A 23,281-nucleotide genomic window follows, 5' to 3' on the forward strand; every position below is an offset into this window, starting at 1 on the left:
TTGAGTAATGGCATCTAAACCAGCCCGCTATAGGGACTTACTGAACCGTTGGAGAGGACTGGGGTGAGGGCATCAGGCCGCACTAGCCCTCCTCCATCGCAATCACAATCGCTTCACCCATCTTCCTCAACGCCTCGCGATTTTTCTCCGTTGGCGGCAGCGCCACGTTGATCCGCAGGCAGTTGCGGTACTTCCCGGAGGCGGAAAACAGCGACCCGGCCGCGGCCTGGATTTTCAGCCGGCACAGCTGCTTGCTGACGCACACCATATCCACATTTTCCGGCAGCTCCACCCACAGCAGGAAGCTGCCCTGCGGGCGCGTGACGCAAATCTCTGCCGGAAAATACTGCCGCACCCAGCAGGTGTAGGTTTCCATATTCTGCTGATAAATCTGGCGCATACGGCGCACGTGGCGATGGTAATGGCCGTCGCGGATAAACGCCGCCACCGCCATCTGCGTGCCCGGCACGTTAAACCCGCCCGCGGCGTATTTCATGTGCATCACCCGGTCGTAGTAGCGCCCCGGCACAATCCAGCCGACGCGCAGGCCCGGCGCCACGGTTTTGGTAAACGAGCTGCAGAGGATCACGCGGCCGTCGATATCCATCGAATGAATGGTGCGCGGGCGCGGGTACTCCGCCGCCAGCTCGCCGTAAATATCATCCTCGACAATCACGATATCGTGCCGCTGGGCGAGGGCCAACATCTGCTTTTTCCGCGCCTCCGGCATGATAAACCCGAGCGGGTTATTGCAGTTGGGCACCAGGATCACCGCCTTGATCGGCCACTGCTCCATTGCCAGCTCTAACGCTTCGATGCTGATCCCGGTCTCGGGATCGGTAGGAATTTCAATCGCCTTGATGTCAAACCCGCGCAGCATCTGCATGGTGCCGTGAAACGACGGCGATTCCACCGCCACGATATCCCCCGGTTTACACACCGACAGCAGGGCGATCGACAGCGCGCCGTGGCAGCCGTTGGTGATCACAATGTCGCTTGCCGAGACGGTGGAGCCGCCGTCCAGCATCAGGCGGGCGATCTGCTCGCGCAGCTCCAGGCGCCCGTCAAGCACGTCATAGCTCAGCATCTCGCCGGGGTTATGCTGCGCGATGCGGCTCATCTCGCGCCACAGGGGCTTCAGGCTCGGCTGGTTAATGTCCGGCGAACCGCCGCCAAAGGAGATCATCTCTTTGTCGGCGCGGGCGTCCAGCAGCATCATCACCTCATCCCACTGGGTAACGTCCACCGGGCGCTGCACCGGGCGCGTCATCGCCGGGACGGGCGGCTGGGCCTTGCGCGGCGAGACAAAATAGCCGGAGCGCGGCTGAGGCGTGATCAGCTGGAGGTTTTCGAGGATCTGGTAGGCCTGCTGTATGGTGCTGATGCTCACGCCGTGCTCCTGGCTCAGCGCGCGCACCGACGGCAGACGTTCGCCGCTGCGATACAGCCCTTGTTCAATGCGTTCTGCCAGAAGGTTGGCGAGATGTTGATAGCGCGTCATGCTGTATCCTCTGTTTTCACCATACAGATTATAAAACCAGTACAGATTGCTGCGAAAATTGCCATGCAGATACTGTTTTAGCGGATCTGTATGTTAAACAAAAGTTGTTTTTGCATCTGTATTGCACAGGCCGATTTCCGGGATGATAACCCCACTGACACAGTGAGGAGAGCATCATGGAATTCTACGAGAATCGTTCAAAACGTCCGTTTGTTGTGTTTGTCTGGATCGCGAAAACGCTGCGTAACTGGTATCGCATCAACCGCACCCGCCGCATCCTGAGCCAGATGAGCGACGAGCAGCTCAAGGACGTCGGGTTGTCGCGATATGATGTGTGATCCACGTCGTCGCCGGGTGGCGGCTGCGCCTTACCCGGCCTACTCGATCCCGTAGGCCCGGTAAGCGTAGCGCCACCGGGCGATGTTTAGCGCAACAGCGCAAGCGTCTGCCGCTTCGGCCTTTCCAGCAAATCCAGCGCCTCCTGATACGAGCGCACGTTGTTATAGCCCATCACCAGCCCGTAGCGTTTGCCTGACCCGCGATACCACTCCGAGAGCGCATTGACCTGCAGCTGCTGTTCCTGCCAGCAGCGCGCGATTTCCCGGTCACGGCTTCCTTTGGTCAGGAACGCCACGATATGCATCCCGCCGTCGTTTTGCTCGGTGAAAAACAGATCGCCATACACCTCGCGCAGGGCGGCAATCATCCAGTCGCGGCGGGTCTGATACAGCGCGCGCATCTTTTTCAGATGACGGAAAAAATGCCCTTCGTTGAGAAACGCGGTGAGGATCTTTTGCGTCAGCACCGGCTGGCCGCTGGTGGTGATGTCCGCGCAGTCGGTAAAGGCCCCGACGGTGCTGGCGGGCATCATCACGAAGCCCATGCGCAGCGACGGCATAATGGTTTTACTGAAGGAGCCCATAAAAATCACCCGGTCGTGCTGGTCGAGGCTTTTCAGCGACGGCAGCACCTTGCGGGTGTAGTGAAACTCTCCGTCGTAATCGTCTTCGATAATCCACGCCTCGTTCTGGCTGGCCCAGTCGAGCAGCTGCTGCTTGCGCGGCAGCGAGAGCGTGACCGCCAGCGGACTCTGATGCGACGGGGTGACGATGGCAAAACGGGCGTCGCGATGGTGGCGGAGCAGGTAGTCCGTGTCGATGCCGCAGCGATCGACCGGCACCGTGTGCAGGCGCGGCACGATCCGCTTCAGCAGCTGCTGGCCCATAAAATAGCCCGGATCCTCAAACACCACCTTGTCGCTGCGGCTGGCGAGGGTGTCGAGGATCAGCCGCAGGCTGCCGCTGTAGCCGCTGGTGATGAGCACCTGTTCTGCGGTGCAGGACAAGCCGCGCGAGATGTTGAGGTAGCTGGCGATGGCCTGGCGCAGCGGATACCAGCCCAGCACCGGCGGGTTGAGCATCTCCTCCTGACGCATGGCCCGCGTCGCCTGGCCCGCCAGCAGCAGCCACTTTTTATACGGGAAGCTGTCGAGGGCGGGGATGCCGGGGCGCAGAAACCCCGCCCGCTCGCGCTGGCTGATGAGCGAGGCCAGAAGCGTACCGGTGGGCTGCTCCGCCGGGGCATGCTTGTCCGGCAGCAGGAGGTCCGGGTTAACCCGCGTGCCGCGCGCCCCCTGGCTCACCAGATACCCTTCACCCGTCAGAATGGCATACGCCGTTTCGACGGTTTTACGCGCCACCTTCAGCTCTTCCGCCAGCACGCGGATGGCAGGTACCCTGTCGCCCGGCTTCAGCACGCCGCGCATAATGTTGTCGCGATAGCGGGAATAAATCTCGTGATAGCCCGGCTTCATGTCCTACCTCGTTTCACGATTTTTGTATCTTTTTACTATGTCATGAACGGCGTAGATTTGCCTCATCGCATGACACATGCCGCACAAAAAGAGGAAAGACCATGAGCACTCGCGTTAACCACCATAAAGCTACACCTGCCCTCGCCAACGCGCTGTCTGCCCTGAGCATGGAGGTGGCAAAAACCTCCATCGACCCGGCGCTGAAGCACCTGATCGACATTCGCGTGTCGCAGTTGAACGGCTGTACGTTTTGTCTGGATATGCACTCTAAAGAGGCCAAAATCGCCGGGGAGCGCGAGCTGCGCCTGTACCATCTGGCGGCCTGGCGCGAGTCCCCGCTGTTCAGCGCCCGCGAGAAAGCGGCGCTGGCCTTCACCGAAGCGCTGACCCAGATTGGCGTTCACGGGGTGAGCGACGCGCTGTACCGCAGCGTGGCGGAGCACTTCTCCGACGTGGAGATTTCAGAGCTGAACTTTGCCATCGTGGCGATCAATGCCTGGAACCGCCTGGGGATCACCTCCCGCATGGCGCCCGGCTCGCTGGACGCGGCGTACGGGCTGAATAAGGCTAACCTGGAATAATCCCGCGCTCGCGGATCATCGCCACCAGCGCCCGCAACCCCGGCGGGACGTGGCGATGGCCAGGGTAGTACAGGCGCAGCCCGGCAAACGGCTGCGCCCAGTCGTTTAAGACGCTCACCAGCTCCCCGCTTTTCAGCTCGTCCTGAATATAGAGTTCCGGTAAAAATCCCACCCCTAACCCCGCTTTTACGGCGCGGATCGAGGCAAAAAGATCGGACGTCGCAAAGCGCGGCGGCACGGCAAGCGCGTACGTTTCACCCCGGCGTGCCAGCTCCCAGCGGTAGATCCCGCCGTGGGCCATACGCATGCCGATCCCCTGGTGTGAAAGCAGATCGTCCGGCGTCTCGGGTGTGCCGTGACGGGCGAAATAGTCCGGCGTGGCGGTGACGAGCTGGCGGATCTCACCGGTCAGCGGCACGGCGATCATGTCCTGCGGGACGGACTCTTCGAGACGGATCCCCGCGTCATAGCCTTCCGCGACGATGTCGATCATCCTCGCTTCGCTCACCGTTTCCACGCGCATTTTCGGGTAGCGGATCATGAAGTCGATCAGCAGCTGGTCCAGAAACAGCGTGCCGATATGGTTCGGCACGTTGAGGCGCAGCGTGCCGGCGGGTTCCCCGGTGTCGCTGTGGATCGCCTCCCCGGCGAGACGGATCTCCTGCAGCGCCGGGCCGATACGCGCCACGTAGCGCTGCCCGGCGTCGGTGAGCGCCACGCTGCGGGTGGTGCGGTTGAAAAGTCGCGTCTCAAGGCGGCTCTCCAGCCCGGCGATGGCGTTGCTGACCGCCGTGGCGGACATCCCCAGCTCCTGCGCCGCACCGCGAAAGCTGCCGCGCCGCACCACCGCCATCACCACTTCCAGCTCTGTCAGACCTGAACGATGCATAGATTATCCTGAAAATCGAAACAACCCTTGCAGCATAGCGTGGATTATCGCAACGGAGAAGCCGTGACAGACTGGGCTCACACAGCCTGAGGAGGTTTATATGCACACCATCGAACAGATCTTTATTAACGGCGAATTTGTTACCCCGCACGGTACCGAGTGGTTTGATTTGTACAACCCGGCGACGGCGCAGGTTATGGGTCAGGTTCGCCTGGCGGATGAGGTTGACGCTGAACGCGCTATCGCGGCGGCGAAAGCTGCGTTTCCGGCGTGGTCCCGGACCACAAAGCAGGAACGCATCGCCGCGCTGAAGCGCATGCACGCCGCCGTTGCCGCCCGTCATGATGCGCTGCTGGACGCGATTGTTGAGGAGTACGGCGCGCCCGCCTCGCGCTCGGCGTGGATGGCAAGCTATCCGGCAGAGGTGATTGCTCAGGCCATCGAGGCGCTTGAGGCGTTTGAGTTTGTCACTCCAGCAGGTGCCGCAACGGTGCAGATGACGCCGCTCGGCGTGGCCGGGCTGATTACGCCGTGGAACAGCGATGCGGGGTTTATCTGCGGCAAACTGGCGGCCGCGCTGGCGGCGGGCTGCACGGCGGTCATCAAGCCGAGCGAAATGAGCGCCCTGCAAACGCAGATTGTCACCGAAGCGCTGCGCGACGCCGCGCTGCCGCCGGGCGTGTTTAACATCGTCACCGGACGCGGCGAGACGGTGGGCGAAACGATTAGCCGTCATCCGGACGTGGCAAAAATCTCGTTCACCGGTTCCACGAATACCGGCAAGGCGATCCTGCGCAACGCGGCGGAAAGCTTTAAGCGCGTCACGCTGGAGTTGGGCGGTAAATCGCCGACGATCCTGCTGGATGATGTGGATCTCGCGCAGGCGATCCCGCTGGTGATCCAGGCCGGGTTTATGAACAGCGGGCAGGCGTGCGTGGCCGGGACGCGCATTCTGGTGCCTTACTCGCGCAAGGCGGAGATCGAAACCGCGCTGGCGCAGGCCGTGGCGGCAGTGAAATCCGGCGACCCGCGCAGCAGCGCGACAGACGTCGGCCCGATGGTCAGCGAAAAGCAGTGGCTGCGGGTGCAGGGCTATATCCGCATAGGAATCGAAGAAGGGGCGCGCCTGCTGGCGGGCGGCGAAGGGCGACCGGACGGCACCCGGGACGGCTGGTTCGTGCGTCCGACGCTGTTTGCCGACGTGAACAATCGGATGACCATTGCCCGCGACGAGATTTTCGGCCCGGTGCTGTGCGTCATCCCTTATCAGGACGAGGCGGAGGCGATCGCCATTGCCAACGATACCGAGTACGGCCTGAGTGCGATGGTGCTGGGCGCCGATGTGGACCGCGCGCGACGCGTGGCACAGCAGATTGTTTCCGGTCGCGTGCTGGTGAACACCCTGGCTCATGAACCGAAAGCGCCATTTGGTGGCTTCAAACACTCCGGCGTGGGGCGCGAGATGGGCGAGTGGGGAATTCGGGCGTTTATGGAGCCGAGGTCGATGGTGGGCTAAAACCCGCCCGGTGGCGCTGCGCTTACCGGGCCTACATGAGCCGTAGGCCGGATAAGCGCAGCGCCATCCGGCACAACGCTTCGCTCTTTGCCGAAGCATTGTGCTTTTCCCTCCTGCATTCTCTCCCCAACATCACAACGGAGAGAAAACCATGATCGCAGTTCTTTTCGAAGCCAAAGCCGAGCCTGCCCATCAGGCGCGCTATCTTCAGCTTGCCGGAGAGCTTAAGCCTTTACTGGCCGACATCGACGGCTTTATTGATATCGAACGGTTCCAGAGCCTGACGACCGACGGCAAAATCCTCTCTCTTTCCTGGTGGCGGGATGAAGAGGCCGTCCGCCACTGGAAGCAGAACGTCTTTCATCAGGCGGCGCAGGCCGAAGGGCGGGCGTCGATTTTTTCTTTCTACCGTATTCGGGTGGCGCAGCTGGTGCGGGAATACAGTTCCGAAACCGGAGGGCACGCGGCGTGTCTATCCTGACACAGTACAGCGACCATGCGAATCACCTTATTCTGCTGACGGATGATGATAAGCTGGCCGCAGAGATCACCGAACCCTGGGCGGCCCATGCTTAAGACGAGTTTACCCTCCGATAACAGCGCGATGCTGGAAAAGGCGATTGCCGCGGTGGCGGCTGCCATGGCCGATCCGTCGCGCGTGAAGATGCTCTGTGCGCTAATGGACGGGCGTGCGTGGACGGCCACTGAACTGAGCGCGGCGGCAGACGTTGCGCCGTCGACCGCCAGCGGGCATCTTGCCCGGCTGGTTGAAGGAAAGCTAATAACCTGCCTGTCGCAAGGGCGGCATCGCTATTATCGTCTTGCCGGGCACGACGTGGCGGCGCTGGTGGAACAGATGATGGGGCTTTCGTGGAGCCGCATTACCCCGCCGGAAACCACCGCGCCGAAAGCCATGCGTGAAGCCCGGACCTGCTACGACCACCTCGCAGGCGCCGTGGCGGTGCAGATCTATGATTTCATGCAGGCGGAAGGCTGGCTGGAGGCTGACGGTTCCGCATTGACACTCTATGGCCGGGAGCAGTTCCTGGCGCTCGGCATTTCGTTAAGCGCGCATCCCCGCCGGAAGGCCTGCTGCGCCTGCCTGGACTGGAGCGAGCGGCGGTTTCACCTGGGCGGAGAAGCCGGTGCGTTGTTGCTCGACCATCTGGAAAGTAAAGGCTGGATCCAGCGGGTGGCGGGGTATCGGGAGGTGGTGGTGACGGCCTCGGGAAAGGCTGCTGTTAAGAGGCTTTTTAGCCGCTAAAAACCCCCGGTGGCGCTGCGCTTACCGGGCCTACGTGTACATCGCCTCCAGTAACACCTTTCGCAATTCCTGCGCTTTAACTTCCCGTTTCTTGATAGTTACCCTGATAACTATTATCTTGACCGCGTGTGACGAGAGGTTCCCCATGAGTGAAGAAGAACTGTTCTGCCGCAGGCCGATGGGCATGCGGATGGCGATGATCGTGCGCCAGTGGCGTGCCGTCATCGACGACGCCATTCTCGATACCGGGTTAACCCAGTCGAGCTGGACGGTGATGATGCAGCTTCATCAGCTCGGGGATAACGTCTCAATGAGTGAGCTTGCGGAGGTGCAGGGCATTGAACTGCCGCCGCTGATGCGCACCCTCACACAGCTGGAAAAACAGGGTTACCTGCTGCGCACCACATCGCCTTATGACAAGCGCATCCGGCTTCTGACGCTGACGCCTGAGGGAAAAGCCATATTAAAAAGGCTCACTCAGGTGATTGAGACGTATCAGGCGCGCGTATCGCAAAACATCGCGCCGGAACATCTCGACATTTTCAGCGCCACGTTGAATCAAATCGCCTGCAATTTGCGGACAATCCGCGAAGAAGATAACAAGACCGAAAAATAATGACCCCTGAACAAAAGTTTGCCCGCTGGGTAAGGGTGAGTATTGCCTCTTTCCTGCTGATGTTTGTCTACTTTATCGTCGCGGATATCTGGATCCCGCTGACGCCGGACTCCACCGTGATGCGCGTGGTGACGCCGGTGTCTCCGCGCGTCTCCGGCTACGTGGCGGCGGTACATGTCCATAACAACAGCCAGGTGAAGAAAGGCGATCTGCTGTTTGAACTCGACGACACGCCGTTTCGCAATAAGGTGGAAGCGGCGCAAATCGCGCTCGAGCAGGCACGCCTGTCCAACGAACAGCTGGATGCGCAGATCGCTGCCGCGCAGGCCAGCCTGAAAACCGCCGTGCTGACCGCGCGTAACGACAAAGTGACCTTTGATCGCTACCAGAAGCTGAGCACCCTGCAGAACGTCTCGCAGGCGGATCTGGATAAGGTTCGCACCACCTGGCAGAGCAGCGAGCAGTCCGTCAGCACGATTCAGGCCAACATCCGGAACCTGCGCATCCAGCGTGGTGAGCGCGAAGAACACCGCAACGTGACGCTGCAAAAATACCGCAACGCGCTGGATGAAGCAGAGCTGAACCTCGGCTGGACGAAGGTCTACGCCCAGGCGGACGGCACGGTCAGTAACCTGCAGCTGAGCCCGGGCTTCTACGCTTCCTCCGGTTCGGCCGCGCTGGCGCTGGTAAACAACCAGACCGATATCGTGGCCGATTTCCGTGAGAAGAGCCTGCGCCATACCCATCAGGGCACCGATGCGGCCGTGGTGTTTGACGCCTTCCCGGGACACGTTTTCCGCGCCCACGTCACCAGCAGCGACGCGGGGATCCTCGCCGGTCAGGAGGCCGTTAACGGCCAGCTTTCCGAGCCGGAAACCTCTAACCGCTGGGTGCGCGATGCCCAGCGCATGCGCATTCACGTCTCGCTGGATGAGCCGCTGCCGAAGCATCTGCCGACCGGCGCCCGCGCGACCGTACAGCTCTACAACAGCGAAGGGCCGTTTGCGCGCTTCTTCTCCGGGATGCAAATCCACCTGGTGAGCCTGCTTCACTATGTCTATTAGCACCCTGGCGCGGGTGTTTACCCCGCACGGCAACATCGTCTATACGGCAAACGACTTTCGCCAGACTCTGCGCATCGTCTTTGCCGGGATGATTGCGCTCAGCATCTCCAGCTTTTACAACACTAGCTACGGCGTCTTTTTCGTGGTCTACCCGATCATGCTGCTTTCGCTGGTCCCGGTGTTTAACCGCCACGTGGCGAAGCAGTTTATCTTCAGCGCATCGCTGAACTGCGTTGAAATGGTGATTATCATCGGCTATCTGTCGCAATGGCCGGCGATCATGACGCTGGTGGTCTTCGCCCTCTACGTGATGCGTTTTCGCTTTATGAGTAAAGGGCCGCTGTTTTTGTTCGGTTCGATGGGCGTGGTGTGCCAGAGCGTGATGCTCAACTTTATGAGCTACCCCACCACCAACTGGCATACGCTTTTGTTCTCGAACATCGAAGCCAGCGTGATGGCGGTGTGCCTGAGCGCGCTGATGAACTACCTCCTGCCGGACGTGGAGCCCCGCAAGCCGCCGCCGCTGATTGAGAAAGACGACGCCCGCGTGCGCCACGAGTCGCTGCTCTCCGGCACCGTCGCGACGATGATTTTCGTGGTGTTTCAGATCAGCGACTTAAGCGATTCGCTCTCGGCGCTGATGGCAGGGATTCTGATCCTGTTCCCGATGCACTATCGCGGCGCGGTGATGAGCTCCATCTGGCGCGTGGTCGGCGTGGTGCTGGGCTGCCTCTATATTCTGGTGGTGCAGCTGATCCTCTACGATCACAGCAGCCATATGCTGTTGATGATGCCGCTGATCGGCCTTGGGCTGGCGTTTGGCGCGCGACTCCACGTGATGGAGAAGGTCGGGGCGGGCGTAGGCTTCTCCAGCATCACCACCATCGGGATAATGTTCGGGCAGAACATGCACCCGGATACCGACCTGGTGTTCAGCGATCTGTACCGCATCACCTCCGTCACCTTTTCGCTGGTGGCGACGCTGACGATGGTCTTTCTGATGCACCTGATCCTCAACCGCTTCGAGGCAACGCGCTACGTCATCGCGCCGCCCAAAGCGGATTAATGTCCCAGCACGGCAGGCAGCTGCGAGAGTAAAAACAGGATCAGGCCAATCGTCCCGCCCACCAGCGTACCGTTGACGCGGATGAACTGAAGATCTTTTCCGATGTTGAGCTCAATCTGGCGGGACATGTCTTTGGCGTCCCAGCTTTTCACCGTGTCGCTGATGTGGCGGGTCAGGAACGCGGCAAAATCCGGCGCGACGCGGTGCGCCGCCTGCTCCAGATGCTCGTTCAGAGATGCCCGCAGGCTGGCGTCGTTAGACAGCGTTTCGCCAAACCACAGTCCGGCGTTGGCGATGCGTTGCTTCACGCGCGAATCCTCGCTCTGCATATCCGCCTTCAGCCACTGGCGCAGGTCGGCCCACATCTCCCCCAGATAGCGGTTAAACGCCTCGTCGTTTTTCAGGTAGTGCTTAATGTTGTCGGCTTTTGCCGCCATCTCCGGATCGTTTTTCAGGTTGTCGATAAGCTTCAGCGTGGCGCGGTCAAACGCCTGGCGGATCTGGTGCGTGCGGTCGTGGCTGATATCGTCCAGCAGCGTGTTGACCGCGTTCGATACCATCTCCGCGCTTTGATCGCCCAGCCACTCGGTGGGCAGCACCATCGCCTTGCGGGGATGCTCGGTCTTGAGCCAGTGGACAATCTGGTCGGCAATAAAGTCCCGCGTGCTTTCCCGCTGAATCAGGGTAATCAACCGGTTGATGATGGCGTCCAGCAGCACCTGGTGGCGGTTGTTTTTGGTCATGCTCTCCAGCATCACGGCGCTGGTTTCGGTGAAGTCGACCTTGTCGATGGCCTTATGTACCGCCCGTTTGAGCAGGCGCTGAATGCGCCCGTCGTCGGTCAGTTCGAGAAAACCGCTCATCACCTGCATCAGATGCAGCCCGACGCGCTGGGCGTTGTCGGGCTTGCTGAACCAGGCGCCAATCATCTGTGCGGGCTCATAGCGGCGGATCAACGCCACCAGCGACTGGGTATCCAGAAACTTCTCCTGCACGAACTGGCCGAGATTGTCGCCGATCCGGTCTTTATTGCGCGGGATGATCGCCGTATGGCGGGAGATAAAGGGAATCGGCACCCGGCGGAAAAGCGCGACCACCGCAAACCAGTCCGCCAGCGCGCCGACCATCGCCGCCTCGGCAATGGCCTTGACGCCGCGCACCCTAAAGGTCTGCGGCAGGAACAGGGTGGTGATAAAGGCCGCGGCGGCAACCAGCAGCAGCGACAGCGCCAGCAGCTTGGCGCGTTTGAGTTCAGCTATTTTTTCCATGGGTTAAGGATAGAGGGATACGAGGGGAATGTGCAAAGCAGGGAACGTTATGTCATTCCAGCTTCTGGAATCTACCTTCCGGAATTAAACACCTTTTTACATATTTGGTTTAATCATTGTGCAATTTGTATATGCTTTTTTGTATATACAATCAGGGAAGGGTACACTATGCCAATGGAGTATGAGTGGGATAACAATAAGGCGAAAAGTAACCTGCAAAAACATGGCATACGCTTTGAGGATGCGGTTATGGTTTTCGACGATCCTTATCATTTGTCTGTTCAGGATCGCTATGAAAACGGGGAATTTCGCTGGCAAACCATCGGCCTTGTGCAAGGCCTTCTTGTTATTTTGGTCGCACATACGGTACGTTTTGAAAGCGGAGGAGAAATCATCCGTATCATTAGCGCACGAAAGGCGGACCGCAAAGAGAGGAGCCGTTATGAGCATCGTTAAACATAAACGCGGTAGTGCGCCTGAGGTAAGCGCTCGTCGTGTGGCTGAGCTCAAAGCATTAGCTGAAAAACCAGATGCGGAGATTGATTACAGCGATATTCCTGCCACGGACGATGAACAGTGGTCAGGGGCGGTGCGAGGGAAGTTCTATCGACCACTCAAAACTCAGGCATCTGTACGCATTGACGCCGATGTGATGGAGTGGCTTAAACGGCCTGGGAAAGGTTATCAGACGCGGCTCAATGCCATTTTGCGTGAAGCAATGCTGCGCGATCAAAACAAAAAATAAATAGCGGGCAGCGTTTGGCTGCCCGCTATCTCAGCGTATATTTTCCAGCAGCCGCCACAGCACCCACCCGCCAAACCCCATCAACACCACCCCCGCCGTGCGCTCTATCAGCCACAGCGCAAGGCTGAGCTTCTGTTGCACCGGCGATAGCCCCATCAGCGTCACCAGCGCCAGATCCCACGCCAGCACCACCGTCACCATCCAGACGCCGCACGTTGCCTGCTGAAGCAGCGTGACGTCCGGCCCCAGCAATGCCGTCATCAGCGCCAGATAGAACAGCGCGTTCTTCGGATTAAGCAGCGCCGAGCCGAGCCCCAGCAGGATCTGCTTGCGCAGCGAGGGGCAGCGCTGACGGGGTTCATTCAGCGCCAGTGCCTGCGGTTGGCTGCGCACCAGATGCGAGCCGATCCACAGCAGGTACAGCGCCCCGCAAAGCTCTATCAGCGTAAACAGCCAGCCAAACTGGCGCAGCGCGCTCCAGCCGATAATCACCAGAACAATATAAAGCGCGTTACCCGCGGCGATGCCGACGCACAATCCGGCGCTGCCGCGCAGTCGGTAGCGCGCCGCGTAGCCCACCAGCAGGAAGAAGTCCGGCCCCGGGCTTAACAGGGCGACAAAATGCGCCAGCGCCAGGGCGAGAAAAGCGGAAGGGAAGAACAGTTCCATAGCAACCTCGGTTAACAATCTGAGGTCAGGCTACGGTGATGCCAACGTTATTTATTGTCAGATATTGATCGGCCCGTCGCGTACTGGCGCGGCGTGGCGGCGGTATAGCTGACGAAGGTCTTATGAAAATGGCTCTGGTCGGCAAACCCGCTCTGGTAGCCAACGTCGGCAATGTCGTCCCCGGCTCGTAGCCGCGCTTTGGCGAACTCCACGCGGGAGATGTTGAGGAAGCTGCCCGGCGTCAGGCCGGTATCCTGCCGGAAGGTGCGGATCAGCGTCTCCTTGCGCAGCGAGAATCGTTGGGCAAGTTCGTCAAGCGAAGGCGGTGCGGCCAGGTCGGCAAGAAACGCCTGCCGCACGTGCTGGCTGGTTGAGCGAAGCGCGTCGGCGTTTTCCACGCAGCGGGGCAGGGCTGAAAGCAGCGTGTCCACGGATACAGGCGACATCGCCTCAACAATATCCAGGTAGCGCTTAAACAGCGCAGGGTCGCGAATCACCTGTAACGCCTGAGGAATATCGGTGTCGATATAGAGCATATGGTAGCTGCGCGGTTGCCCGGCGACGGGGTTGCAGCTGTGCGGCGCAGAGGCCGGGATCACAATGAGGTCCCCGGGGTTAAGGATGTATTCTTTGTCATGACAAATGCAGCAGGTCTGGCCTTCCATAATCGCGCCGATAGAGAGCTGAGGGTGACTGTGGCGTTTGTACGCCTGCGTGCTCTGCCACGTGCTGCGCAGCTCAAGGCCTGAGGCGCGGTGAAAAGTCTGCCGGATGTGTCGGGTATCGGTCATATGAACTCCTTCTGGACGTTTTTTATACCACGTCAGCGAACCGTCTTGCAGCGCTTCATTAAGAACCTTCCGGATATACCCAACTTTACGTCCACAGCCAGTCATGTTGACTACCCTTAATACCCTAAGCGGTAAAACAAGGAGATTCGACATGGCTTATCAGACAGTAAATCCTGCCACTAACCAGCTCATCAAAGAATACCCCTCGCATACCGACGCGGATATCGAAGCGGCGCTGAAGGCGGCCGATGCGCTTTACCATTCGGACTGGGCGAAAGGCGACATCAATCAGCGCCTGCCGGTGCTGCATAAGCTTGCCGATCTGATCGACGAGCGCACCGAGGAGCTGGCGAAAATTGCCAGTCAGGAGATGGGTAAGCTCATCGAACAGAGCCGTGGCGAAGTGAAGCTGTGCGCGCAGATCGCCCGCTACTACGCCGACAACGCGAAGCAGTTCCTGGCCCCGGTGAAGTATCAATCCGAACTCGGGGAAGCGTGGGTGGAGCATCACCCCATCGGCGTGCTGATGGCCGTTGAGCCGTGGAACTTCCCGTATTACCAGCTGATGCGCGTTCTGGCGCCAAACCTGGCGGCGGGTAACCCCGTTATCGCCAAGCATGCCAGCATCGTGCCGCACTGCGCCGAGACCTTTGCCCACCTGGTGCGTGAGGCGGGGGCGCCGGAAGGGGCGTGGACCAACCTGTTTATTTCGTCCGAGCAGGTGGCGAACATCATTGCTGACGATCGCGTGCAGGGTGCAGCGCTGACCGGCTCTGAAAAAGCCGGCAGCGTGGTGGCCGCGCAGGCGGCGAAGCACATCAAGAAATCCACCCTTGAACTGGGCGGTAACGACGTGTTCGTGGTGCTGGACGATGCGGACCTGGACAAAGCCGTCAGGATTGGCGTGAATGCGCGGCTCAACAACGCCGGGCAGGTCTGTACCGCGGCGAAGCGCTTTATCCTGCATGAAAAGATTGCCGACACCTTCCTGAGCAAATTCACCGAGGCATTTAAGCAGGTGAAAATTGGCGATCCGCTCGACGAAAGCACCACGCTGGGGCCGCTGTCGTCGAAAGATGCTCTGGAAACGCTGACCAAACAGGTCAACGAGGCGGTGAAAAACGGCGCGACGCTGCGCTATGGCGGCAAGCCGGTGCAGCGTGAGGGGAGCTTCTTCGAACCGACGATCCTGACGAATATCTCGCGCGACAACCCGGCGTACTTTGAAGAGTTCTTCGGCCCGGTGGCGCAGATGTACGTGGTAAAAAACGACGACGAGGCGGTCGCGCTGGCGAACGACTCCCACTACGGCCTGGGTGGGGCGGTATTCAGCCAGAATATCGAGCGCGCGAAGAAGATGGCGTCCCGGATCGAGACCGGGATGGTGTATATCAACTGGCTCACCGATACCGCGCCAGAGCTGCCGTTCGGCGGCGTGAAGCGCTCCGGTTACGGACGCGAGCTGTCGGATCTGGGGATCAAAGAGTTTGTGAACCAGAAGCTGGTGGTGGTGCGTCAGTAAGAGGCCATAAAAAAAACCTGCCAACCGGCAGGTTTTTTTATGGAGTTATTGCACTTCGATCTTGTCCCAGCCGCTTTTGAACATGCAGCTGTCAACCAGCGTATCCCGGCGATATTCATTCGCGTCTTCAACCGTGTAGCTCGTGGAAATATCCTTTTTCTTTTTCGATTTGTCCGTTTTTTCCGAGCTCGAACCGGTCACCACGTTATCCGGGGGAAGATCGATCAGCGCCTGCGCTTCGCATTCCGTGAGCTTTTTATTCATTTCCGCATCGCTGACGCCCGGTTTCACCCATTTGTACTGGACGCAGCCGGTGAGCATCAGCGTGAGGCTCAGAACGCAAAGCGCGGTCATGCGGTGTTTCATCAGAAGGTGACTCCACCGCCTACATATGCGCCGTCAATCAGTGTGTGGCCAGGGCGGCCGTCCTTGCCATCAACGCTCACGTGGCGGTAACCCACTTTCAGGGTCACAGGCGTAATTGGCGTCCAGCTTACGCCGCCGTTGGCTTCCACGTAGTTTTTCACGCTGTTGTTCAGCCCTTCTGGCGCCACGTAGCCTTCACCGTACACGTGGATGCTGTCGGTCAGGGCAACGTTCACACCACCGCCGATCGGGAACGCCACGCCGTTATCGCCTTTCTTCGGGCCGATGTAAATGGCTTTGGCACCCGCATTCAGCATCACCGGGCCCACTTCCAGGTTGTAGCCTGCGCCCACGCCGCCGGTCTGGGTACCGTCATCGGTGTTTTTAAGCCAGTTGCTTTCGGCATACAGGCCGGATGAGGATTTCCCCATCTCGAGGTTGAGGTTGGTAAAGTTTTTACCCTGCTCAATGCTGCCGCCCATTGCCAGAGCGGAACCCGAGAGGGCGGTCAGAGCAGAAAGAAGAAGGATATTCAGTTTTTTCATGTTTTATGCCTCGTCATTAAATTCATCTGGGGGCACCTTAACAAGCGATGTTTATGACTGCAAATGTGATGAAGGTCGCTGTTTTATGCTGATATTGTTAACTTTTTTATTTGAAATGTTGCATTGATGTTTGATTGTCGAGGTGTCAACGCGTGATGTTTGGACGTTTAGGCACCGTTTAATTTTTTGACTAAACATAAACTGAACGAGGAAGGGATAGTGATTAGAGGTGAATTAATTGGGTTTCTAATAATTTCCAGAAGTATTTCAGATGTCACACAATACAACACAACCTTACATTTCAGGGCAATGAATATACGTTCACCCGCGCACGTCGGTTGCCTTTCTATGTCATTTTTCTGACACGTTTATTCTTTACGTTGTTGGCTTCACTCACTGGACACTAACAATATGAAAAGAAAAATTATTCCTGTGCTTATCGGTTGTGCGCTCTCTTTCTCTGGCCTGGCTGCGCAGCCTACCGCTGAGCGCTATATCGTCAGCTTCCCTGACGGCTCCCATGTGAAATACAGCGGCGCGTTTGCCGATGCGTTCCCGAACGGGCTCCCGGTGGGGATTGGCTCTGGCCTGCTGTTTACGGGCAAGCAGGGCGATGCCCTGACGTTTGCGACCGTGACCGATCGCGGTCCCAACGCCGATGCGCCAAAAATGGGTAAAAACGAAGCCAAAATCTTTGTTACGCCGGATTTCGCGCCGCTCCTGATGACCATCCGCGTCCAGAACGGCAAAGCGGAGGCGGTTGATGCCCGCCCGCTGCACGACGATAAAGGCGAGATTAACGGTCTCCCGCTGCAAAGCGGCGTGATTGGCTCCACCAATGAAGTGGCGTTCAGCGACACCCTCAAGGTCCTGAAAGGTGATAACCGCGGACTGGATACGGAAGGCATTACGCCGGACGGCAAAGGCGGCTACTGGCTGTGCGACGAGTACGGCCCGTTCCTGATTAACGTCGACAGCAAAGGGAAAATCCTCGCGATCCACGGGCCGCAGGCCGCGGAAGGGGAAAAATCTATCGCGGGCGGTCTGCCAAACATCATCAAATGGCGCCAGCCCAACCGGGGCTTTGAAGGCCTGACCCGGATGCCGGACGGGCGGATTATCGCCGCCGTGCAAAGCACGCTGGACATCGACGGGAAGAGCAAAAAGCAGGCGCTGTTCACCCGTCTGGTGAGCTTCGACCCGGCGACCGGCAAAACCGCGATGTACGGTTACCCTATCGACAGCGCGGCCTACGACAAAAACAGCGATGCCAAAATCGGCGACATCGTGGCGCTCGATAATCAGCACATCCTGCTGATTGAGCAGGGAAGCGATAAAAACGACGGGATGCGCAACCTGATTTACAAGGTGGATCTCAGCAAGGCGAGCGATCTTTCCGCCTTCGACAAGCCGGGCGAGTACCCGGAGTTTGATGATGAGAAAACCCTGGCGCAGCGCGGCATTACCCTTGCGGCAAAAACGCAGGTGGTCGATCTCCGCGCGCTGGGCTGGCAGCAGGAGAAGGCTGAAGGACTGGCGCTGATCGACAGCAAAACGCTTGCGGTGGCGAACGATAACGACTTTGGCGTGAAGGTCGCGATACAAAACCCGGTCGAGGGCAAGAAGCTTAAGGATTACCGGGTGAACGCGGAAGGCAAGCTGACGCTGGAGGATAAACCGGTGGAAACCACGCTCAGCGTGAAGCCGCTGAAGAAGCCGGAGTCCGACAGCGAGCTGTGGATTGTGACGCTGCCGGAGGCGGTGAAATAAGTTTACCGCTCACCCCTCTCCCCACAGGGGAGAGGGGATTGTTCGGATCGCATAGTTAAGCGGGGAGGCTATTTCTTCAGACCCGCAAACGCCGCCCGAATCTCCTCTTCCGGCAGCTGGATGCCTATAAACACCATCACGCTGTGCGGCGCTTCATCGCCCCACGGTCGGTCCCAGTCGGCGCTGTACAGGCGCTGCACGCCCTGGAACAGCAGGCGGTTCGGCTCGCCGTCAATCCACAGCATCCCTTTGTAGCGCAGCAGCCTGTCGGCAAACGACAGCAGCAGGTTCTCCATCACGCGGGAGACCTCGCTGATGTCCACCGGGTAATCCAGCTCCACCACAATCGACGCCACGTCGTTTTGCTTGTCGGACATAAAGTGGAAGCGCGGTTTTGCGGTGACGTTCTCCTCCAGCATAAAGCCGCTGGTGTTGAACAGCTGAGACAGGTCGATATCGCCGTGCGTCACCGTGTAAATCGGCGCGCGGGAGTTGATGCGGGTCAGGCGCTCGCGAAGTTTTTCGCTTTCGCCCGCCACGTCGGTTTTGGTCAGCAGGATGCGGTCGGCGTAGCCCACCTGAGACTGGGCGATGGTGAACTGGTTCATCTGATCGTCGGCGTGGACCGCATCGACCAGGGCAATGACGCCGTCCAGCAGGTAGCGCTGGCAAAGGATCTCGTGCGAGAAAAAGGTCTGAATGATCGGGCCGGGGTCGGCCATGCCGGTGCACTCGATCACCAGACGGTCAAAGTCGATGTCGCTGCGATCGCGGCTGTCGAGCAGGTCCAGCAGGGCATCTTCCAGCTCGTTAGAGCGGGTGCAGCAGATGCAGCCGTTGGTCAGGGTTTTGATCTGCGTGGCGCGATCGCCAATCAGCTGGTCGTCTACGGAGACTTCGCCAAATTCGTTTTCGATGACGGCGATTTTGAAGCCGTGCTGCTCGTTCAGGATGTGGCGCAGCAGGGTGGTTTTACCGGCGCCGAGGAAACCGGTCAGCAGGGTAACGGCAATCGGGGTCATGGTCTCTCCTTTAGCAGCAGCGGACGCCGCCTTCTCCACTTCCGCCGTAGCGCGCTTCCTGACGCTCGCGGAAGAATTCGGTGTAGGTCATGTACGGCTTATCCGGATGGTTGGTCTTCATGTGCTCAACGTAGTTGTCATAGTCCGGGATGCCAATCAGCATTTTCGCCGCCTGACCGAGGTATTTTTTTGCTTCGCCTAAGTTACCAAACATAACGTGTCCTGATAAGAAAAAGCCCGGTGGCGCGCAGCGATCCGGGCCTACAGCACCGTTGTAGGGCGGGTCAGCGCAGCGCCACCCGCCATTGTTTTAGTGGTGTGAAGAGGTCTTCACGCCGCCTTCCGGTACCGGCACGTACGGGGTTTCTTTATCCGTGCGGCCATTGATGTTGCGCACTTTCATCCAGGTTTTGATGCCGTAGAAGATGATGCTGTACACCACCACCAGGAACAGAATGCTCAGACCCGCGTTGGTGTAGTTGTTCACCACGATATGGTTCATGTTGGCAATCTGCTGCGCGGTTAAATCCGCGCCGCCTGCAGCAATCTTCTCTTTGTACTGGTTAGCCATGAAGAAGAAGCCTTCCAGCTGCGGGTTGGTGCTGAACAGCTTCAGACCCAGCGCCCAGGTGGTGCAGAGCAGCAGCCACAGCGCAGGCACCACGGTGACCCAGATGTATTTGGTACGTTTCATCTTCACGAGGACCACGGTACCCAGCACCAGGGCCACGGCCGCCAGCATCTGGTTAGAGATACCGAACAGCGGCCACAGGCTCTTCACGCCGCCGAGTGGGTCAACCACGCCCTGATACAGCAGGTAACCCCACAGGCCTACGCAGCCCGCGGTCCCGAGTACGCCCGCCACCAGAGAGTCGGTTTTCTTCAGGAACGGCACGAAGTTACCCAGCAGATCCTGCAGCATGAAGCGGCCCGCACGGGTACCGGCATCCAGCGCGGTGAGGATGAACAGCGCTTCGAACAGAATACCGAAGTGGTACCAGAAGCCCATGTCCGCCCACGGCAGCACTTTGTGGAACACGTGTGCGATACCTACCGCCAGCGTCGGTGCACCACCTGCGCGGTTCAGCACGGACGGTTCGCCGATGTCTTTCGCGGTCTGCATGATCTGCTCAGGCGAAATCACAAAGCCCCAGGAGCTGACGGTCGCCGCCGCGTGTGCGCTGGCCTCTTTCAGCTGCGCCATGATCAGCGCGGTATTTTCGCCGCCCATCTCATGCAGGTTAGGCATGGTGATGCCCAGACCCGCTGGTGGCGTGTTCATCGCGAAGTACAGGCCAGGCTCGATAATCGACGCCGCAACCAGCGCCATGATCGCCACGAAGGACTCCATGAGCATTGCGCCGTAACCGATGAAGCGCGCGTCGGTTTCATTGGCCATCAGCTTCGGCGTGGTGCCGGAGGAGATCAGCGCGTGGAAGCCAGACACGGCACCGCAGGCGATAGTGATAAACAGGAACGGGAACAGGGCGCCTTTCCACAGCGGACCGGTACCGTCAATGTACTGGGTTACCGCCGGCATTTTCAGCTCAGGGTTGATGATCACAATCCCGATTGCCAGCCCGACGATCACGCCGATTTTCAGGAAGGTCGCCAGGTAGTCGCGCGGAGCCAAAATCAGCCACACCGGCAGCAGGGCAGAAACGAATGCGTAACCGATCAGCGCGAAGGTGATGGTGGTGTCTTTAAAGGTCAGCGCCGGGCCCCAGTACGGGTCGTGCGCAATCACGCCGCCGAAGTAGATGGAGGCGACCAGCAGCACGATACCGATCACCGAGACCTCGCCAACGCGGCCAGGGCGCAGGAAGCGCATGTAGATGCCCATGAACAGCGCAATCGGTACGGTAGAGCAGACGGTGAAGACGCCCCACGGACTTTCGGCCAGCGCTTTCACCACGATCAGCGCCAGCACCGCGAGGATGATGATCATGATCAGGAAGCAGCCAAAGAGGGCGATGGTGCCCGGCACGCGGCCCATCTCTTCTTTGATCATCTCACCCAGCGACGAACCGTTACGGCGCGAGGAGATAAACAGCACCATAAAGTCCTGCACCGCCCCCGCCAGCACCACGCCCGCCAGCAGCCAGAGCGTACCCGGCAGGTAGCCCATCTGCGCGGCCAGTACCGGGCCGACCAGCGGGCCAGCGCCTGCGATGGCGGCAAAGTGGTGACCAAACAGCACGTAGCGGTTGGTAGGCACGTAGTTCAGGCCGTCATTGTTAATGACCGCCGGGGTGGCACGCGTCGGGTCGAGCTTCATGACCTTCTGCGCGATGTATAAGCTGTAGTAGCGATAAGCCACAAGGTAGACGGAAACCGACGCGACCACGATCCACAGGGCGCTGACGTGTTCGCCCCGGCGTAATGCGACAACCGCCAGACAGAAAGCACCGAGGATCCCGAGTAAGGCCCAGGGCACGTGCTTCAGTAGTTTTTTAGTATCCATAGTAAGACCTGGTTTTTTATGTAAAGAAAAAAGGGTCAGGGTTCGTTGTGAGGAGGTATTGATTAATGCTGGAGCGATCGTGCCAGATCCCCGCGCGCGAAAAGGACGGTAAATGAATGAGTGGTTGAAAGTGCCGGGTGAGCGGTCAAAGGCGGCGACGAGCGGTTTCGGCGCGCCGCCGGAGGGCGAAATTATGTGATTGAGATCACTTGATTATTCGGGTTGCGCTCTACGGCCAGATAGCTCTCCAGCGTCCTGATGAGTTTCTCCTTCAGCCAGCTCGGTTCCAGGATCTGAATATGGGGGAGCCAGTAGAACAGCAGCGGCAGGATCTGGTTCTCGTGGGCCGCCTGGCAGCGCAGCGTGACGCCGTCCTGCTGCTCCTCTAGCAGCTCCTGTTCCGGCAGAAGATCCCGGCGCAGGAAGTAATGTGAAATATTATCTTTGATAAATATTTTCACCGCGAAAGTATCTTCGGACACCCAGGGATCGAGGCTTTTCTCCAGCAGCTCAAGAACATTTTCTTCGGGAGTGAAGGTCGTTTTCTGAATATCAAACCAGCTAATCTGGCTCAATGAGAAGGATTTCAGCCGGCTATTTTCGGTGGCTTGTAAATACCATATATTTTTTTTGTTAATGAGTTTATAGGGATTAATCAGGCGGGTTTTACCCTTATAAACGATCTGGCAAACATTATGGTTTTTAATCGATTTCTCGATTTTCGTTAAATGACGGCGAATATCGCGTTCTACCGTATGTTCCGCTTCATTGCCAAGAATAAGAATATGGTTTTCGTCTACGCGCGTTTCAAGCTTTTGCCAGAATTCCATATTTCTTTCAGGGAAAAAGCTGTCGGCATTCAGAAAGTTAGCCAGAGTGTGATGCAATCCTTGCCCACCCGGCGATTGTGCGGAATGAATCAGCCGATATAGACCGTTACCGGTATGTTCAACAATGGGCGAGAGGGCATTTAAATCCCGGTAGACGGTGCGTTCGGTAATTTTAAATTTCTCCATTAGCGCACCGCGGTTTACCACACCGTTTAAATGTAGCTCAAGGAGAATATCGACCAGACGTTCAGCCGAGCGGCTCCGCGTCGTTTTAGCCATAAGGTCATCCTGTATATATAGGTATGCGCTGAATGATGCGGGTGCACTGACAGGCGGCGTCAGTATTCAGGCACAGAAAATTTCTCTTATGGGTATATAACGGCGTGATTTAGCGGAAACCTTAGGAGTTTTTGCAGAAAGCGGCGCTGGCCGGAAAAAAGGCCAGCGCGAGGGGGGATCACACGGCGACTTCCGTCTCCAGCATGACCGGGTGGAAGCGGCGTCTGAAGTAGATCAGGCCATGGCCCGCGTCACTCAGAATGATGTTTTTAATTTCAACCAGATAAACCAGATGCGTGCCGATGGTTTGCACCTGGCTTATTTCGCCTTCAAGGCTGGCCAGCGCGCCCTTCAACACCGGCTGCGCCAGCGGCCCTTTCTGCCAGCAGGAGAGGGCAAAGCGCTCTTCCATCGTCATACCGGTCATCCCGGCGAAATGGCGCGCCATGATCTCCTGCTCGTGGTTCAGCACGTTAACGCACAGCCTGCCGTTGCCCTGGAATACCGGGTTCATGGCGCTGTTGGCGTTGATGCACACCATGACCGACGGCGGGGTGTCCGTGACCGAGCAGACGGCGGTGGCGGTGATGCCGCAGCGGCCCGCCTCGCCCTCGGTGGTGACCACGTTAACCGCCGCCGACAGGCTACTCATTGCGTCGCGAAAACGCAGGCGTTGTTCATCTGAATGCATTGCAACCTC

General features: G+C 58.7%; 25 protein-coding genes and 1 pseudogene. 13 read left to right on the top strand and 13 right to left on the bottom strand.

Annotated elements, in window-relative coordinates; translation table 11 throughout:
• Positions 1-82: 82 nt before the first annotated feature.
• Positions 83-1,501, bottom strand: a complete 1,419-nt coding sequence (locus tag HMPREF3143_RS18625) for an aminotransferase-like domain-containing protein (protein ID WP_070534050.1) — start codon at positions 1,499-1,501, stop codon at positions 83-85.
• A gap of 176 nt (positions 1,502-1,677) precedes the next feature.
• Here HMPREF3143_RS18625 and HMPREF3143_RS18630 point away from each other — a divergent pair, with 176 nt between their 5' ends.
• On the top strand, positions 1,678-1,839 hold the full coding sequence (locus HMPREF3143_RS18630; RefSeq protein WP_008501333.1) for a DUF1127 domain-containing protein: 162 nt from the start codon (positions 1,678-1,680) through the stop codon (positions 1,837-1,839).
• Positions 1,840-1,925: 86 nt separating this feature from the next.
• Here the strand turns inward: HMPREF3143_RS18630 and HMPREF3143_RS18635 are convergent, their stop codons facing one another.
• On the bottom strand, positions 1,926-3,314 hold the full coding sequence (locus HMPREF3143_RS18635; RefSeq protein WP_070534051.1) for a MocR-like pyridoxine biosynthesis transcription factor PdxR: 1,389 nt from the start codon (positions 3,312-3,314) through the stop codon (positions 1,926-1,928).
• Positions 3,315-3,415: 101 nt separating this feature from the next.
• Between HMPREF3143_RS18635 and HMPREF3143_RS18640 the strand changes: the two genes are divergently transcribed.
• On the top strand, positions 3,416-3,895 hold the full coding sequence (locus HMPREF3143_RS18640) for a carboxymuconolactone decarboxylase family protein (protein ID WP_008501331.1): 480 nt from the start codon (positions 3,416-3,418) through the stop codon (positions 3,893-3,895).
• Here HMPREF3143_RS18640 and HMPREF3143_RS18645 read toward each other — a convergent pair.
• Complete coding sequence (locus HMPREF3143_RS18645; protein ID WP_070534054.1) at positions 3,882-4,784, bottom strand: LysR family transcriptional regulator; 903 nt, start codon at positions 4,782-4,784, stop codon at positions 3,882-3,884. The genes HMPREF3143_RS18640 and HMPREF3143_RS18645 overlap by 14 nt on opposite strands.
• 100 nt (positions 4,785-4,884) lie before the next feature.
• Between HMPREF3143_RS18645 and HMPREF3143_RS18650 the strand changes: the two genes are divergently transcribed.
• The 7 genes and pseudogenes from HMPREF3143_RS18650 (at position 4,885) to HMPREF3143_RS18675 (ending at position 10,310) form a co-directional block, all read left to right on the top strand.
• A complete protein-coding gene (locus HMPREF3143_RS18650) occupies positions 4,885-6,300 on the top strand; it encodes an aldehyde dehydrogenase family protein (protein WP_070534056.1) in 1,416 nt (471 codons plus the stop codon).
• A gap of 151 nt (positions 6,301-6,451) precedes the next feature.
• Complete coding sequence (locus HMPREF3143_RS18655) at positions 6,452-6,781, top strand: antibiotic biosynthesis monooxygenase family protein (protein ID WP_070534059.1); 330 nt, start codon at positions 6,452-6,454, stop codon at positions 6,779-6,781.
• Positions 6,760-6,876, top strand: a pseudogene (locus tag HMPREF3143_RS25155) (amino acid-binding protein); the annotation flags it as partial. The gene HMPREF3143_RS18655 and the pseudogene HMPREF3143_RS25155, both read left to right, overlap by 22 nt.
• Entirely contained in the window at positions 6,869-7,564 is a 696-nt protein-coding gene (locus HMPREF3143_RS18660; RefSeq protein ID WP_070534061.1) for an ArsR/SmtB family transcription factor, read from the top strand. The pseudogene HMPREF3143_RS25155 and the gene HMPREF3143_RS18660, both read left to right, overlap by 8 nt.
• A gap of 145 nt (positions 7,565-7,709) precedes the next feature.
• Positions 7,710-8,180 carry a MarR family winged helix-turn-helix transcriptional regulator gene (locus tag HMPREF3143_RS18665; protein ID WP_008501325.1) on the top strand — a complete coding sequence of 157 codons (471 nt, stop codon included), beginning with the start codon at positions 7,710-7,712 and terminating at the stop codon, positions 8,178-8,180.
• On the top strand, positions 8,177-9,244 hold the full coding sequence (locus tag HMPREF3143_RS18670; protein WP_085930304.1) for an HlyD family secretion protein: 1,068 nt from the start codon (positions 8,177-8,179) through the stop codon (positions 9,242-9,244). Before HMPREF3143_RS18665 ends, HMPREF3143_RS18670 begins: the two co-directional genes overlap by 4 nt.
• Positions 9,234-10,310 (top strand): DUF2955 domain-containing protein, encoded by a 1,077-nt coding sequence (locus HMPREF3143_RS18675; protein WP_063617498.1) that lies wholly within the window; start codon positions 9,234-9,236, stop codon positions 10,308-10,310. The genes HMPREF3143_RS18670 and HMPREF3143_RS18675 overlap by 11 nt, the downstream gene beginning before the upstream one ends.
• Here the strand turns inward: HMPREF3143_RS18675 and HMPREF3143_RS18680 are convergent.
• The gene (locus HMPREF3143_RS18680) at positions 10,307-11,578 is read right to left on the bottom strand and encodes a DUF445 domain-containing protein (RefSeq protein WP_070534063.1); all 1,272 of its coding nucleotides are present in this window, start codon (positions 11,576-11,578) and stop codon (positions 10,307-10,309) included. The two genes, HMPREF3143_RS18675 and HMPREF3143_RS18680, sit on opposite strands and share 4 nt — an antisense overlap.
• 168 nt (positions 11,579-11,746) lie before the next feature.
• On the opposite strand from HMPREF3143_RS18680, the gene HMPREF3143_RS18685 reads away from it, so the two are divergent.
• Both HMPREF3143_RS18685 and HMPREF3143_RS18690 read left to right on the top strand, forming a co-directional pair.
• Positions 11,747-12,034: a BrnT family toxin gene (locus tag HMPREF3143_RS18685; protein WP_063418479.1), complete on the top strand. Its 288-nt coding sequence runs from the start codon at positions 11,747-11,749 to the stop codon at positions 12,032-12,034.
• Positions 12,021-12,323, top strand: coding sequence for a BrnA antitoxin family protein (locus tag HMPREF3143_RS18690; RefSeq protein WP_023293359.1), 303 nt, complete (start codon positions 12,021-12,023; stop codon positions 12,321-12,323). Before HMPREF3143_RS18685 ends, HMPREF3143_RS18690 begins: the two co-directional genes overlap by 14 nt.
• A gap of 30 nt (positions 12,324-12,353) precedes the next feature.
• Here HMPREF3143_RS18690 and HMPREF3143_RS18695 read toward each other — a convergent pair whose 3' ends face one another.
• The gene (locus HMPREF3143_RS18695; RefSeq protein WP_070534066.1) at positions 12,354-12,992 is read right to left on the bottom strand and encodes a LysE family translocator; all 639 of its coding nucleotides are present in this window, start codon (positions 12,990-12,992) and stop codon (positions 12,354-12,356) included.
• Between the two features lie 47 nt (positions 12,993-13,039).
• The gene (locus HMPREF3143_RS18700; protein WP_070534068.1) at positions 13,040-13,783 is read right to left on the bottom strand and encodes a helix-turn-helix transcriptional regulator; all 744 of its coding nucleotides are present in this window, start codon (positions 13,781-13,783) and stop codon (positions 13,040-13,042) included.
• Positions 13,784-13,934: 151 nt separating this feature from the next.
• Here HMPREF3143_RS18700 and HMPREF3143_RS18705 point away from each other — a divergent pair, with 151 nt between their 5' ends.
• Complete coding sequence (locus tag HMPREF3143_RS18705; RefSeq protein ID WP_070534070.1) at positions 13,935-15,305, top strand: NAD-dependent succinate-semialdehyde dehydrogenase; 1,371 nt, start codon at positions 13,935-13,937, stop codon at positions 15,303-15,305.
• A 45-nt stretch (positions 15,306-15,350) separates the two neighbouring features.
• Here HMPREF3143_RS18705 and HMPREF3143_RS18710 read toward each other — a convergent pair whose 3' ends face one another.
• Positions 15,351-15,671: a hypothetical protein gene (locus HMPREF3143_RS18710; protein ID WP_008501314.1), complete on the bottom strand. Its 321-nt coding sequence runs from the start codon at positions 15,669-15,671 to the stop codon at positions 15,351-15,353.
• Entirely contained in the window at positions 15,671-16,216 is a 546-nt protein-coding gene (locus HMPREF3143_RS18715; protein ID WP_008501313.1) for a YfaZ family outer membrane protein, read from the bottom strand. The genes HMPREF3143_RS18710 and HMPREF3143_RS18715 overlap by 1 nt, the downstream gene beginning before the upstream one ends.
• A 411-nt stretch (positions 16,217-16,627) precedes the next feature.
• Here HMPREF3143_RS18715 and HMPREF3143_RS18720 point away from each other — a divergent pair, with 411 nt between their 5' ends.
• Positions 16,628-17,986 carry an esterase-like activity of phytase family protein gene (locus tag HMPREF3143_RS18720; RefSeq protein ID WP_070534071.1) on the top strand — a complete coding sequence of 453 codons (1,359 nt, stop codon included), beginning with the start codon at positions 16,628-16,630 and terminating at the stop codon, positions 17,984-17,986.
• 68 nt (positions 17,987-18,054) lie between these two features.
• On the opposite strand, the gene yjiA is transcribed toward HMPREF3143_RS18720, so the two are convergent.
• From yjiA to HMPREF3143_RS18745, 5 genes are all read right to left on the bottom strand, one after another.
• Entirely contained in the window at positions 18,055-19,008 is a 954-nt protein-coding gene (gene yjiA, locus HMPREF3143_RS18725; RefSeq protein WP_070534073.1) for a GTPase, read from the bottom strand.
• A 10-nt stretch (positions 19,009-19,018) separates the two neighbouring features.
• A complete protein-coding gene (locus tag HMPREF3143_RS18730; RefSeq protein ID WP_003856610.1) occupies positions 19,019-19,222 on the bottom strand; it encodes a YbdD/YjiX family protein in 204 nt (67 codons plus the stop codon).
• A gap of 96 nt (positions 19,223-19,318) precedes the next feature.
• Complete coding sequence (locus HMPREF3143_RS18735; protein ID WP_025912112.1) at positions 19,319-21,472, bottom strand: carbon starvation CstA family protein; 2,154 nt, start codon at positions 21,470-21,472, stop codon at positions 19,319-19,321.
• Positions 21,473-21,663: 191 nt separating this feature from the next.
• Positions 21,664-22,581: a helix-turn-helix transcriptional regulator gene (locus HMPREF3143_RS18740; RefSeq protein ID WP_008501309.1), complete on the bottom strand. Its 918-nt coding sequence runs from the start codon at positions 22,579-22,581 to the stop codon at positions 21,664-21,666.
• 178 nt (positions 22,582-22,759) lie between these two features.
• Entirely contained in the window at positions 22,760-23,272 is a 513-nt protein-coding gene (locus tag HMPREF3143_RS18745; RefSeq protein WP_044597195.1) for a 4-hydroxyphenylacetate 3-monooxygenase reductase subunit, read from the bottom strand.
• Positions 23,273-23,281: the final 9 nt, after the last annotated feature.

Origin of the sequence: Enterobacter sp. HMSC16D10, from assembly GCF_001807145.1 — a bacterium.
Lineage (GTDB): Bacteria > Pseudomonadota > Gammaproteobacteria > Enterobacterales > Enterobacteriaceae > Enterobacter > Enterobacter roggenkampii.